12 protein-coding genes are annotated in these 13,698 nt (G+C 72.5%); 9 read left to right on the top strand and 3 right to left on the bottom strand.

Annotation, left to right across the window (positions count from 1 at the left end; genetic code table 11):
• Positions 1-49: 49 nt before the first annotated feature.
• From VFV67_RS18575 to gndA, 3 genes are all read left to right on the top strand, one after another.
• Complete coding sequence (locus tag VFV67_RS18575; RefSeq protein WP_326471611.1) at positions 50-1,372, top strand: methyl-accepting chemotaxis protein; 1,323 nt, start codon at positions 50-52, stop codon at positions 1,370-1,372.
• Positions 1,373-1,435: 63 nt separating this feature from the next.
• Complete coding sequence (locus VFV67_RS18570; RefSeq protein ID WP_326471609.1) at positions 1,436-1,630, top strand: hypothetical protein; 195 nt, start codon at positions 1,436-1,438, stop codon at positions 1,628-1,630.
• 74 nt (positions 1,631-1,704) lie between these two features.
• The gene (gene gndA, locus VFV67_RS18565) at positions 1,705-3,141 is read left to right on the top strand and encodes an NADP-dependent phosphogluconate dehydrogenase (protein ID WP_326471608.1); all 1,437 of its coding nucleotides are present in this window, start codon (positions 1,705-1,707) and stop codon (positions 3,139-3,141) included.
• A gap of 3 nt (positions 3,142-3,144) precedes the next feature.
• Here the strand turns inward: gndA and VFV67_RS18560 are convergent, their stop codons facing one another.
• Positions 3,145-3,900, bottom strand: coding sequence for an SDR family NAD(P)-dependent oxidoreductase (locus tag VFV67_RS18560; protein ID WP_326471606.1), 756 nt, complete (start codon positions 3,898-3,900; stop codon positions 3,145-3,147).
• Positions 3,901-4,003: 103 nt separating this feature from the next.
• Between VFV67_RS18560 and VFV67_RS18555 the strand changes: the two genes are divergently transcribed.
• Positions 4,004-4,843, top strand: coding sequence for a helix-turn-helix transcriptional regulator (locus VFV67_RS18555; protein ID WP_326471605.1), 840 nt, complete (start codon positions 4,004-4,006; stop codon positions 4,841-4,843).
• A gap of 3 nt (positions 4,844-4,846) precedes the next feature.
• On the opposite strand, the gene VFV67_RS18550 is transcribed toward VFV67_RS18555, so the two are convergent.
• Positions 4,847-7,429 (bottom strand): LuxR C-terminal-related transcriptional regulator, encoded by a 2,583-nt coding sequence (locus VFV67_RS18550; protein WP_326471604.1) that lies wholly within the window; start codon positions 7,427-7,429, stop codon positions 4,847-4,849.
• Positions 7,420-9,894 (bottom strand): LuxR C-terminal-related transcriptional regulator, encoded by a 2,475-nt coding sequence (locus tag VFV67_RS18545; protein WP_326471602.1) that lies wholly within the window; start codon positions 9,892-9,894, stop codon positions 7,420-7,422. Before VFV67_RS18545 ends, VFV67_RS18550 begins: the two co-directional genes overlap by 10 nt.
• Before the next feature lie 336 nt (positions 9,895-10,230).
• Between VFV67_RS18545 and VFV67_RS18540 the strand changes: the two genes are divergently transcribed.
• From VFV67_RS18540 to VFV67_RS18520, 5 genes are all read left to right on the top strand, one after another.
• Positions 10,231-10,479 (top strand): hypothetical protein, encoded by a 249-nt coding sequence (locus VFV67_RS18540; RefSeq protein WP_326471600.1) that lies wholly within the window; start codon positions 10,231-10,233, stop codon positions 10,477-10,479.
• A gap of 7 nt (positions 10,480-10,486) precedes the next feature.
• A complete protein-coding gene (locus tag VFV67_RS18535; protein ID WP_326471598.1) occupies positions 10,487-11,002 on the top strand; it encodes an RDD family protein in 516 nt (171 codons plus the stop codon).
• A gap of 102 nt (positions 11,003-11,104) precedes the next feature.
• The gene (locus tag VFV67_RS18530) at positions 11,105-12,214 is read left to right on the top strand and encodes an AI-2E family transporter (RefSeq protein WP_326471597.1); all 1,110 of its coding nucleotides are present in this window, start codon (positions 11,105-11,107) and stop codon (positions 12,212-12,214) included.
• Positions 12,211-12,657 carry a potassium channel family protein gene (locus VFV67_RS18525; RefSeq protein ID WP_326471595.1) on the top strand — a complete coding sequence of 149 codons (447 nt, stop codon included), beginning with the start codon at positions 12,211-12,213 and terminating at the stop codon, positions 12,655-12,657. The genes VFV67_RS18530 and VFV67_RS18525 overlap by 4 nt, the downstream gene beginning before the upstream one ends.
• 56 nt (positions 12,658-12,713) lie before the next feature.
• Entirely contained in the window at positions 12,714-13,697 is a 984-nt protein-coding gene (locus tag VFV67_RS18520; protein WP_326471594.1) for a pectate lyase, read from the top strand.
• The last annotated feature ends 1 nt before the right edge of the window (position 13,698 follow it).

The following is a 13,698-nucleotide window of genomic DNA, read 5'->3' as shown; positions in this document are numbered from 1 at the left end:
CCGGGCCGCCGATGTTCCGGCCCAGATCGAATAAGCGAAGGGGCCGACGATGAACTTCCTCGACCGTCTGGTGCCGCAGGTCCGGCTGTCCGACGCCGCGTTCGCCGCCCGGCACCGGGTGCTGCGCGTGATCCTCTGGCTGCACATTCCGCTCACCGTCGGGGTCGCGGTGTATGCCGGCAACGCCGGGTTCGGCGGCGGCGCCGGGCACGCCGGCCACTCCGGGCCGCCGGCCGGGCACGTGCTGATGGTGTGGCTGTTCATCGGTGGCGCCCTGCTCTGCGCGGTGCTGTCCGGGATGGGCTCGCGGCGCACCAGGGCGATCCTGGTCTCCTCCGGGCTGCTGCTCGCCGCGAGCGCCCTCGTGCACGGCGGCGGCGGCATGACCGACCTGCACTTCCACTACTTCGTGGTGCTGGCGCTGATCAGCCTCTACCAGGACTGGGTGGCCTTCGCCCTGGCCATCGCGATGGTGGCGGTGCACCATCTTGTGCTCGGCATCGTGGTGCCGGACATGGTGTTCTCCTCCCCCGAGGCGCGGGCCAACCCGTTCGGCTACGCGCTGCTGCACGCGGTGTTCGTGCTGGGCATGTGCGCGGCCCAGGTGGCTTACTGGCGCTACTCGGTGACCAGCCAGCGGGAGGCCGACACCGCCCGTGAGCAGGCGCAGGCGCAGTCCCGGGCGGCGCTGGAGCAGGCCGCGGCCGAGGCCACGGAACGCGAGGAGGCCGCGGCGACCGAGGCCGCCGCGCAGCTCGCCCAGCGCGAGGAGCTGTCCGGCCAACTGGAAGACGTGCTCAACACCGTTGCCGGCACCGGGGTCCGGCTGGCCGGCGACGCGGGCGAGGCGATGGAGACCTTCCAGGCCGCGCTGGAACAGGCCAAGGAAGTGGTCGGCTCGGCCACCCTGGAGACCGCCACCGCCATGCAGGACGCCACACACGCCGGCGAGGTGATGGCGACGTTGCGGGCCGGGGTGAACGAGATCGTCGCGATTTCCACCATGATCAAGTCCGTGGCACACCAGACGAACCTGCTGGCCCTCAACGCCACCATCGAGGCGGCCAGGGCCGGTGCGGCCGGGCGCGGCTTCGGGGTGGTTGCCGAGGAGGTCAAGGAGCTTGCCGCGCAGACCGGCCGGGCCACCGACCGGATCGAGGCGACCATCGCCCAGGTCACCGCCGGCACGGAGGCGATCGCCAGCGCGATGGCCACGGTGTCCACCCGGCTCGACACGGTGGCCGGGATGCAACGCGACGTCACCCGGGTGATCGCCGAGCAGACCGGCATCGCGGCGACGACGCGGACCTCCGTGGTGGACGCCGCCGGCCAGGTGAGCGCGGCGGTGCACGGCTTCCAGGCGCAGCGGTAGGCCCGGTCTGCAAGTTCCCGGCCGGATGATGAACCACCGGCCGGCCGGGATCGTGTGTCCGCCATGGACACCGCCCTGTGGATCGGCGGCGCGGCGCTGGCCGGGCTGCTCGTGCTCCTGGTGGCCTGGCGATTACGTCGGGCCGCGCGGACGATGCGCCGGATCCTGGACGAGGAACGCGAGCGCACCCTGACCGAGGGGGACGACGAGCGGATCGAGGATCCACAGCGGTCCTCGCGCGGCCAGCACGAGGGTTGAGCAAGCCCGCGCACACCCGGCCGGGGCGGCACCCCATACGGTGGCGGGGAGCAGCTTCCATGGGAGGACCCCTGATGGCAACCCAGGCACAGATCGGCGTCACCGGGCTGGCGGTCATGGGCCGCAACCTGGCCCGCAACCTCGCGCGGCACGGGTACGCGGTGGCCCTGCACAACCGCACCGCCGCCCGGACCAGGTCGCTGGTCGCCGAGCACGGCGACGAGGGCACGTTCGTGCCGACCGAGTCGCTCGCCGACTTCGTCGCGGCGCTGGAACGGCCCCGCCGGGTGGTGATCATGGTGCAGGCGGGTGGCCCGACCGACGCGGTGATCGAGGAGCTGACCCCGCTGCTCGACCCGGGCGACATCGTGATCGACTGCGGCAACGCGCACTTCGCCGACACCCGGCGCCGCGAGGCCGTCCTGCGCGAGCGCGACCTGCACTTCGTCGGGGCCGGCGTGTCCGGCGGCGAGGAGGGCGCGCTGCTCGGCCCGAGCATCATGCCGGGCGGCTCGGCCGAGTCCTACGCCACGCTCGGCCCGATGTTCGAAGAGATCGCCGCGCGGGTGGACGGAACGCCGTGCTGCACCCACATCGGGCCGGACGGCGCCGGGCATTTCGTCAAGATGGTGCACAACGGCATCGAGTACGCCGACATGCAGCTGATCGCCGAGGCGTACCACCTGCTCCGGGACGGCCTGAAGGCCGAGCCGGCCGAACTGGCCGCGATCTTCGCCGAATGGAACAGCGGCGACCTGGAGTCGTTCCTGATCGAGATCACCGCCGAGGTGCTCGGCCACGTCGACGCCGCGACCGGCTCGCCGTTCGTCGACGTGATACTGGACCAGGCCGAGCAGAAGGGCACCGGCCGGTGGACCGTGCAGACCGCGCTGGACCTCGGCGCGCCGGTCACCGGGATCGCCGAGGCCACCTTCGCCCGGGCGCTGTCCGCGCACCCGGAGCAGCGCGCCGCCGCCCAGGCGGCGCTGCCCGGACCCAGCTCGGCGGTGCCGCTCGGCGACCGGGACACCTTCGTCGACGACGTGCGCAAGGCGCTGTACGCCTCGAAGGTGGTGGCCTACGCGCAGGGCTACGACCAGATGGCGGCGGCAAGCGTCGAGTACGGCTGGAACATCGACCTTGGCGCCACCGCCACCATCTGGCGCGGCGGCTGCATCATCCGGGCCCGGTTCCTGGACCGGATCCGGGAGGCCTACGCGAGCGACCCGGAGCTGCCCAGCCTGCTGGTCGACCCGTACTTCCGGGACGCGGTGGCGGCCGGCCAGGACGCCTGGCGCCGGGTGGTGGCGCACGCCGCCCAGGCCGGCATCCCGACCCCGGCGTTCTCCTCGTCGCTGGCCTACTACGACGGCCTGCGCGCGATCCGGCTGCCGGCCGCGCTGATCCAGGGCCAGCGCGACTTCTTCGGCGCGCACACCTACCGCCGGGTGGACCGGGAGGGCAGCTTCCACACCCGCTGGTCGGAGGACCGCCGCGAGGTCGGCGTCTGATGATCAGGTTCCGCCGCTGACCTCGATCACCTGGCCGGTGATGCCGGTGTTGGCGGCCGAGCCGAGGTAGACGACCGGGCCGGCGACCTCGGCGGCGGTCAGCAGCCGGCCGAGCGCGGCCAGCGAGCTGTACTGCTCCGCGGCCGCGCCGGTGATCTCGGCGTTGGTGTCGGTGCGGGTCAGGCCGGGCTGCACCACGTTGGACAGGATGTCGCCGTGCCGGCCGAGGCTGAAGGCGACCGACCGGCTGAACCCGTGCAGCGCGGCCTTGGCGGCGCCGTAGTACTCCCCGCCGGCCATGCCGTCGGTGGCGATGCTGGACGAGATGTGCACCAGCCGGCCCCAGCGGCGCTCCCGCAGGACCGGCGCGACCGCCCGGGACAGCCGCAGCGCGCCCTCGATGTTGGCCCGCAGCATGGCCGTCCACTGCTCGTCCGGAACCTGGTCGAAGGAGAGCTCCTGGCCGGGATCCGTGCTGCCCCACACCACCGCGTTGTTCACCAGCACGTCCACCCGTCCGGTCCAGTCCAGCGCCGCCCGCAGCACCGCGTCCGCCGCACCCGGGTCGGCCAGGTCGTGCGGCACCACGATGGCGCGCTCGCCGATCTCCTTGGCGATCCGCTCGGCGTCGGGCCGGGCCCGGTGATAGGTCAGCACCACGTCGGCCCCCTCGGCGCCGAACCCGCGCGCGATGTCGCGGCCCAGCCCCCCGGAGGCACCGGTCACGATCACGGTGCGGCCGTCGATTCCCATGTCCATGCCCGGCACGCTGCCGGGCCGGGCGCCGGTGCGGAAGGCCGGGCCGAGGCTCGCCCTGCCAGGGCCACCCTCGCGACCGGCGCCAGCCGGTAGGTTCGGTCGCATGGCGGACAACGAGCTGGGCGCGTTCCTGCGCGCCCGCCGGGACGCGACCACCCCCACCGACGTCGGCCTCACCGCGGGTCCCCGGCGGCGCGCGCCCGGCCTGCGCCGGGCCGAACTGGCCACGCTCGCCGGGATCAGCGTGGAGTACCTGGCCCGGCTGGAACAGGGCCGCGACCGGCACCCCTCGGTGCAGGTGCTCGGCGCGCTCGCGGACGCGCTGCGGATGTCCGCGGACGAGCGCAACCACCTGCGGCTGCTGGCCAAGGTGGCGGGTGGCGGCCTGATGGTGTGCCCGAACGCCACTCCCCCGGTCCGCACCGTCCGGCCCACCGTGCGGGCGCTGCTCGACCGGCTCGAACCCACCCCGGCCGTGCTGCTCAACCGGATCGGCGACGTGCTGGCGCACACCGCCGGCTACACCCGGCTGTTCGGCCCGCTCGGCGTGCTGGAATCCGAGCACCCGAACCTGCTGCGGTTCGTGTTCACCGACCCGCGGGCCCGCGCCGCGTATCCGGATTGGGACCGGCTGGCCGACGACCTGGTGAACCAGCTCAAGGTCGACACCACCGGCCCCGACCCGCACGCCGTCGCGCTGGCCGACGAGCTGACCGTCACCGCAGGGGTCGCGTTCGCGCGGCGCTGGTCCGCGGTCACCACGCAACCCGCCCGGGCCGGCGACGGTCGGCTCACCCACCCCACCCTCGGCCCGCTCCGGCTGGCCTTCGAATCCCTCGACCTGCCGGACGGCCAGCGCATGATCGCCTACCTGCCGGCCGACGAGCCCAGCACCGCCGCGCTGGACCGGCTGACCGCCCCGCTGCGCGTGGTGACCGGCTGAGGTTCAGGTCAGGCCGTGCTCGCGGGCGGCGACCACCGCGTCGCGGCGGTTGTTCACGCCGAGCTTGACGTAGATCGCGCGGACGTGGGTCTTGACCGTGTTGACCGAGACGGACAGCTCCTCGGCGATCTCGGTGAGCGAGCGGGACGAGGACAGTCGCATGAGGACGATCCGCTGCTGGCTGGTGAGCGTGCCGTGGATCGGCTTGGCCTGCAACGGGGCGAGCACCGCGCGGACCTGATCGGCGAACTCGCCGGCCGGGCCGAACCCGCCGGCCTGCTCGACCAGCAGTCGCCAGACCGACGTCTCGGTCGCGGCGAACGGGCGGATCAGCACGTGCGGCTCGGCCAGGGTGAGCGCGGCCCCGAGCGCCCGGCGGGCGGTGGTGCGCTGGTTGGACCGCAGCGCCAAGGCGGTGCGCAGGAGCTGGGCGTACACCGGGGTGGTGGCCAGCAGCGCCGGCCCGGCGTCGATCGCGGCGAGGTCGCCGCCGTGGCCCCAGGCCTGCATCAGGGCCAGCTCCGCGCACGGCGGCAGGCGTTCGCGCGCCCAGGACAGCGTCTCCCGCGCCTCGGTGTCCAGCCCGACCAGGATCTCCGCCTCGTACTCGAAGGTGGCCAGGACGGCGGTCAGCTCGGCGACCAGCGCGACCTCGGCAAGCGCCCGGCGGGACTGGCGCATCGCGGCCAGCCCGGCCTGCCGGTGGCCGGCGTCGAACTGGGCGGCCCCCTCGGCGAACTGGGCCAGCGAGCGCAGCGTCGGCCGGCTGGCCGTGGACAGCGCGTAGGCCGCGTGCCGGGCGCCGCCCGCGGTGTCCACGTGCAGCAGGCAGCCGAACGCGATCAGCAGCTGGCACTCGGCCAGCCACGGCGACCGCTGCCAGCCGTGCTGCTCGGCGATCGTGACCGCCTCGGCGCACGCGGACCGCATGCCCGAGTAGTCCCCGTCCCGCGCCCGGAGCATGCCGAGCGTGGCCAGCGCCTGCATGACCAGGTACCGCAGCCCGTCGTTGCGGGCCAGGCGCAACGCCTCGGCCAGCTCCTGCGCGGCGGCGTCGCGCTCGCCGGCCCGCAGCATCGCCCAGCCGGAATCCAGCCGGGCCCAGGCCACCAGCTCGGTCGCCGCCGGGGTGGGATGCACATGGGCCACCGGCCAGGCCCCGGAGGCGACCGTGAGCTGCGCCTCGACCAGCCGGGACAGCAGCGCCAGGTCCGGGTCGTCGACCGCCGGCCAGTCCTGCCGGCACCGGTCCAGTTCGGCCACCACCGCCGCAAGCTCACCCACCTGCAGGTGTTGCAGCGCCGAGACCAGGGCCAGCCAGGGGTCCACGCCGTCCCGGTCGAGCCCGTCATAGGCGGCCCGGAACGCCAGGTGCTGGCCGGTGAGCACCATGGCCAGCCCGTGCCGGCGGAGCAGCCCGTGCGTGGTGACCTCGCCGCCGGACCGGACCGCGTGCTCGAGCGCCTGCGGGATCCGCTGGTGCGCGGCGAACCACCGGGTGGCCATGCCGTGCAGCTCGTGCGCGTGTTCGGGCTGGCGCCGGTACAGGTCGGCGCGCAGGTACGAGCGCAGCAGGATCTGCATCCGGTAGGCCGGCTCGCTGCCGCCGACCCGGGCCATCAGCGAGGTCTCCCGCTCCAGCTCGTCCAATAACGCCGCCGCGTCGTCCCGGCCGGCCAGCTCGGCGGCCAGCGCCGCCGGCACCTCGTCGCAGATGCTGACCAGCCGGAGCAACTCGGCCTTGTCCTCGGGCAGCCGACCGAGCACCTCGTCGATCAGGTAGTCGGCCACCGACCGGTCGTCGCCGGCGAACCCGGCCAGAAACCGGTCCGGGTCATCCGCCTCGCGCAGTGACAGCGCCGCCCAGCGCAGCGCCGCCGGCCAGCCGTCGGTGTGCGTGACCAGCGCCTGGGTGCGTTGCTCGTCCAGCTCGACGCCGGCCGCCTGGAGCAGCCGACCGGCGTCGGCGGCCGAGAACCGCAAATCGTCGGCGCGGATGTCGGTCAGCCCGCCCTGCAGGCGCACCCGGGCCAGCGGCAGCGCCGGGTTGAGCCGGGTGGACAGCACCAGCCGCAGCCCGCTGGGGTGGTGCCGGATCAGCGTGGCCAGCCCGTGCATGAGCCCGTCGTTGACCAGATCCTGGGCGTTGTCCAGCACCAGCCGGACCGGCACCGGCAGCGTGTCCAACACGTCGACCAGTTCGGCCAGGAACCCCGGCGCGTCCGGCGTCGCGGGCGGGACGAGCGTCCGCAGCGGGCTGTCCGGCGGCACCGCCTCGCAGCCGGCGAGCGCCAGCAGCACGGCCGACCAGAACCGGACCGGGTCGTTGTCGTCGGCGTCCACCGACACCCAGGCGGTGTCCGGGCCGGCGGCGTCGGCCAGCACCGCGGTCTTGCCGTAGCCGGCCGGCGCGTTGACCACGGTCAACGGTCCCTCGGTCGCCCGCACGATCAGCTCGCGGACGGCCGGGCGCGGCACGAAGCCCGGGGGGACCGCCGGGACGGCGAGCTTGGCGTGCGGGATGCGGGAGGCCTGCAGGTGCCCCCGGGCCGGGTTGTCCCGACCCGGGGCACGTGCTACGGACATGACTCCAGACCCGGGCTGGTGGCTTCGAGCAGCCCGCCACGCCGCGCCGCGTCCACGGCGTCGCGGCGGGTGCCGACGCCGAGCTTGCCGTAGAGCGTGCGGATGTGGGTCTTGACGGTGTTGGTGGACAGGGTGAGGTCGTCGGCGATCTCATCGAGAGACCGCACCGTCGGAAGGAGTTGCAGCACCGTGCGCTCCCGGTCGGTCAGGGCCACCGGAGCGGGCCGCGTGTGCAGCGCGGCGCGGGTCGCGGTGACGCTGGACGTGAACCGGCCCCGTGGCAACCGGGAGAGCACCTCGGGTGGGGCGAACACCAGCGGGTAGAGCACATCCAGCGACTCGGCAACGGCCACCGCCCGGCCGATCGCCCGGCGCACCTGGGTCTCCTCGTCGTCGCCGGCCAGCGCGATCTGGGCCTCCAGCAGCCACGCCTCGATCAGCGACCAGGCCAGCACGGTCGGCGTCGAGCCGTCCAGCACCGGCCGGAGCAGCTCCCGGGCCAGCCTGCGGCGGCCGAACAGCAACCGGGCCCGGGCGCGCATGATCAGCAGCTCGCCGGAGGCCGGCACGGTCTGCTGGGACCAGGCCAGCACCTCGCGACTCGCGTCGCCGTAGCCGAGCAGGCTCGCCGCGCGGTGCTCGAGCATGGCGGCCAGCGCCGCGTGCTGACCGGACAGCCGATCCGGGTCGGCGCACAGCCGGGCCTCGCGCAGGTGCCGCAGCCCGGCCGCGCGGGCCCCGGTGTCGAACAGCGCCGCCCCGGTCAGCCCGCCGACCAGCAGCGGCACTCCGGCGTCGGCCGGCTGCAGCCCGCCGTCGATCAGGTAGGACGCCCGGGTGGTCTGCCGCAGGCACTCGGCCGGCTCGGCGCGCAGCAGCGCGCCGTAGGCCAGCAGGGTGGCCGCGGTGGTCGCGGTCTGCTTCCACCGCCGGACCCCGACCAGCGCCTCGGCCTCCCGGGCCAGCGCGGTCATGCCCGGGTAGTCGCCCACTGCCGCGGCCATGCCGCTCAGCATGATCAGGCACCGGGCGGCCAGGTACTCGTACCCGCTCTCCCGCGCGGTGGCCAGCATCGCCCGCACGGCCTGCTCCCCGGGCTCCGCGCCGGACCAGCGCATCAACCGGCGCAGGGTGACCAGTTCCGGCGCGGCGTTGGAAGGCCAGGCGGCCTCGGCGTTGACCAGCAGCACCTCGGCCGGGCCCGGCCGGCCGGACTCGAGAAAGAGCTCGGCGGCCAGCAGCGCCAGTCCCGGGTCGTCGACCAGGACCGGCTCGCCGAGGGCGGTGATGGCCCGCTGGACCATGCCGTGTTGGCCGGACAGGACCAGCGCGGGGCCGTGCCGGCGGACCATGGGGATGAGATGGTCCGGGTCCCCGGCCGCGATCGCATGCTCGAGCGCGGTCGCCGGCCGGCCGTGCACGTCCAGCCAGTCGGCGGCCCTGCGGTGCAACACCGGCACCAGGTCCGGGCCGCGCCGGCCAAGGTCGGCCAGCAGGTGGGCGCGGAGCAGGGCATGCACCTTGTACCAGCGCCGCCCGGCGGCCACGCTGATCACGAGTGAGGTCTGGTGCTCGAGGGCGTCGAGCAGCTCACCGGCGTCGTCCCGGCCGGACAGCACGCCGGCCAGCGTCGCGGACACCTGGTCGCACACGCTGATCGTGCGCAGGAAATCCTGGGTTTCTGCCGGGATCCGGGACAGGATCTCGTCGATGAGGAAGTCGGCGACGGCCCGGTCGTTGCCGGCGAACCCGGCGACGAACGAGTCCAGGTCGTCCACCTGGGCCAGGGACAGCGCGGCCAGCCGGACCCCGGCGGCCCAGCCGTCGGTCTGCTCGACCAGCGCCCGCACCTGGTCGGGCTCGATCGCCACCCCGGCGTCGCGCAGCAGCTCACCCGCCTCGTCGGCGGAGAACCTGAGGTCGGCCGCGCGCAGCTCGCGCAGTTCGCCGGACATCCGCAGCCGGGCCAGCGGCAGCGGCGGGTCCCGGCGGGTCGAGATCACCAGTCGCAGCCCGGCCGGCCGGTGCCGGAGCAGGGTCGCGATGCCGCGCAGCGGATCGGAGTCGACCAGCTCGTGCAGGTCGTCGAGGACCAGCCGGATCGGCTCCGGGAGCGCCTCGAGCCCGTCGATGACCTCGGCCAGGAAGTCCGGATCGCGGCTGGGCCGCGCCGGGACCTTCATCGTGCGCAAGCGGTTGGTGGCGGGCACGGAGGCACAGCCGCCGATCGCCTCGAGCACGCCCGACCAGAACCGGTGATCGTTGTTGTCGTCCGCGTCCAGCGAGACCCAGGCGGTGCCGATGCCGCCGGTCCGGTGCACCCATTCGGTGAGCAGCAGCGTCTTGCCCGACCCGGCCGGGGCGCTGACCAACGTCGCCACGGTGCGTCCGGGGGCCTCAAGCGCCTCGAGCAGCCGTGGCCGGGACACCAGCCGGTCGGGCAGCGCGGGTACGACCACCTTCACCCGGGCGACCCGCGAACTTCGCTGCTCAGGTACCGCCGTCTCGAGGCCGCCACGTTGCCGCGGCACACCGGGCCCGCCCACGAACTTCACACGTGGGACGCGCGTCGGTGCCACCCGCGGACTCGGCACGCGATTGGACGGAGTTTTCGCCATCGCACCTGCCTCGCTCGCTCTGGTTTGGATCACCCATAGTTGCATCATCGGGCGGGTCCGTCACTTCGCCCGTTACGGTGTAGTTCGCCTGCAACGGGGGAAGCCCGTGGGCCATTTGGGCGCCATCGTGGTCGCTGTCCGATGCTCGACCGAGGGACATCCCCGGCAGCGAGGAGTGAGCAGGTGAGACGTGCCCGCTACGAGTTGCGAGTGTCCGGCCGGCTGTCCGAGAGGGCCCAGCACGCCGTGGGTGCTTTTGCAGGACTCACCGTCGTTTCCCGGCCTTCCGAGACCAGCATTTACGCCGATGTCTCCGACGATTCCGAGTTGCACCAGCTGCTCGCGCTAATCCAGTCGAACGGTCTGCACATCGCGTTCATGCACCAGCTACCTCGGGTGCCCGTGCGGAAGGTCTCCTACGGCGAACGGTGAGCTGGCTGTGCGACGCGCGGCACCATCCACGGCACCGGCGCCGGACCGGACGGCGGGCATCGTCACCCGGCTGCTCGCCGCGGTGATCGACGCGGCCGTGATCGGCGCCGTCTCCGGGCTGCTCTACCTGGGGGTTTCCGGGTTGGTCTTCATGCTGCGGCCGGGGTCGTTCAGCTGGCCGCAACCCGACCTGATCGTCTCGCTGCCGCTGTTGATCGTGTTGACCACCGTGTATCTCACCTCGGGGTGGGCCACCACCGGCCGGAGCTACGGGGCCGGTCTGATCGGCGTGCGGGTGCTTTCCGAGCGGCGCCAGTTGCTCGGCTGGACCCGCGCCGGGATCCGCGCCGTATTCTGCGTGATCTTCCCGATCGGTCTGCTGTGGGCCGCGGTGAGCCCGACGCGCCGCTCGATTCAGGACATCCTGCTGGGCTCCATGGTGATCTACGACTGGCGCAAGGACGGCGGCATGGCCGTGATCGTGCCCATTACGGATGTGCGCGATCCGGGTTCACTTCTGTGACCAACGTCACATCAAATGTTGATCTTAGGGTGGGCGTTCGAAGTTGATCTCACCCTGGACGGGTGAGGGTCGGGGTTAGGCGGGTAGCTATCGTCACCCGCCATGAACAGCGGGCCCGCCACCGGCGAGATGTCCCCTGCGGCCAACGGATCCCCGCTCACCCTGGTCCCCCGGGGCCTGATCATCCTGCTCGGCATCTCTTCCGCCGTGGTTACCGCGGCCGGCGCCGCACTGCTGTCCTGGCTGATCGGACCGGTGTTTCTGGCGCTGATCATCGTGCTGTGCGTGATGCCGGTGCAGACCTGGCTGCGCGGCCGCGGGGTGCCGCGCTGGGTGGCCACCTCGGCGCTCGTGATCGGGGTCTACGCCGTGCTGGTGGCCCTGGTTCTGGTGATGATCGTGTCGCTGGCGCAGCTGGGGTCGCTGCTGCCGGAGTACGCCGACAAGGCGCGCGGCATGGTCGAGGAGATCACCGCCGCGCTGACCCGGCTCGGGGTGGCGCCCGATCAGCTGGCCACGCTGTCCGGCGCGTTCGACATCGACACGTTGACCGCGCTGATCGGCTCGATCCTGGCCGCGGTTGGCGGGCTGGTGTCGAGCATCATCTTCATCCTGTCGCTGCTGCTGTTCCTCAGCCTGGAGACCCGGTACACCGGCGCGCGGCTGGCGATGATCGCCGCGGACCGCCCGCACATCGCCCGCGCGATGGGCGACTTCGTCCGGAGCACCCGCCGCTACATGATCGTCACCACGGTCATCGGCGTGCTCACCGGCGTGCTGGACGCGACGGTGCTCGGGCTGCTCGGGGTGCCGCTGCCCGTGCTGTGGGGCCTGTTGGCGTTCCTCACCAACTACATCCCCTACGTCGGGTTCCTCATCGGGCTGGTTCCGCCTGCGCTGCTTGCCCTGTTGGAGGGCGGCTGGCCGCTCATGCTGTCGGTCGTCGCGACCTACGTCGCGATCAGCTTCGTACTGGTGTCCCTGATCCAGCCGCGGTTCACCGGCAACAGGGTCGGCCTGTCCGCCACGGTGACGTTCGTGGCCATGCTGTTCTGGGCGTGGATCCTCGGCCCGCTCGGCGCGATCCTGTCCATCCCGCTCACCCTGCTGGTCAAGACGCTGCTGATCGACATCGATCCACGGGCCCGCTGGGCCGACGTGCTCATCGGCTCCCGGTCTGCCACGCTCGGCCCGGAGGCCGAAGCTCGATGAACCGCATCCAACGCCCCCGGCTGGTGCGGCGGCGGGTCGACCGGTTCCTCGACGAGCCGGCGACCATCCGCAACGCGATGGCCGTGCTCAGCGCGGTGATGACCGTGACCGTGGTGCTCGGCGGTCTCGCGGTCTGGATCTTCGCCCCGAAGGACTTCCCGAACTTCGGCCTCGGCATGTGGTGGACGCTGCAGACGGTGACCACCGTGGGCTACGGCGACGTCACGCCGACCACCTGGGTCGGTCGCACCGTCGGTGCGGTGATCATGCTCGAGTCGGTGGCGTTCCTGTCGATTCTCACGGCCCTGATCGCGTCCAGCTTCGTCAACCGGTTCCCCCGCCGGCACGCCACCGACCCGGTGCTGAAGCGGCTTGACGAGATCGCCGAGCGCCTGTCCGCCATCGAAGCCGCCCTGCGCGCCGAGGCCGACCCCGACAGGTAGCCGGAATCCACGGATCCGCCGTAATTGTGCACGGCCGGGCCCGCACAGTGATGACCATGCGATGGCCACGTTTGCGCCCAGGTTTCGTCGCGGCGGCAGCGGTGCTGCTGGTGATCCCGCCGCTCGGCTCCCCCGCGGTGGCTCCCGCCGCCGAAGTCCTCGATGTGCCGATCGGCTTCGCGAGCGTCAACGCGCTCGGCCAGAACGGCACCACCGGCGGCGCCGCCGGCCCCACGGTCACCGTCACGAACGGCACCGACCTGGCCTTCTACGCCGGCCGCAACACCCCGTACACGATCCTGGTGTCCGGCCGCATCACCTTCGACGACATGATCACCGTGGTGGCCAACAAGACCATTCAGGGCATCGGCACCACCGCGGAGATTTCCGGCGGCGGTCTCCAGATGGGCTCCACCACCCGGCCCGGCAACAACGTGATCATCCGCAACCTCCGGTTCACCAACGCCTCCGACGACTCGATCAGCGTCACCAACTCCGCCCACCACGTGTGGATCGACCACAACGACTTCTCCAACGGCTTCGACGGCCTGCTCGACATCAAACGGTCGTCCGACTTCGTCACCGTCTCCTGGAACCACTTCCACAACCACAGCAAATCGGCCCTGCTCGGGCACTCGGACACCTACACCCAGGACATCGGCCACCTGCGCGTCACGTACCACCACAATTTCTTCGACGGCACCGACCAACGCCACCCGCGCGTCCGCTTCGGTGACCCCGTCCACGTCTTCAACAATTACTACCGAAACAACTCCCTCTACGGCATCGCCTCGACCATGAACGCCGGCGTACTCGTCGAAGCCAACTACTTCGAAAACGTCGCCCACCCGTCCCACATCGGCTACGAAAAGAGCGGCCCCGGCCGGCTGGTGGCCCGCAACAACGTCTTCGTATCGTCCGGCACTCCGGAAACCGCCGGCACGGTCACCGAGCCCAGCACCTTCTACCCCTACCAACCCGACAACCCCGCCGACGTCCCCACCCGCGTCCGCGCCGGCGCAGGCGTAGGACGAATCTGAG

Source organism: Actinophytocola sp., assembly GCF_035762905.1.
Lineage (GTDB): Bacteria > Actinomycetota > Actinomycetes > Mycobacteriales > Pseudonocardiaceae > DASYTH01.
Note: the sequence above shows the minus strand (reverse complement) of the source record. Positions and strands in the feature narration are given on the sequence as shown.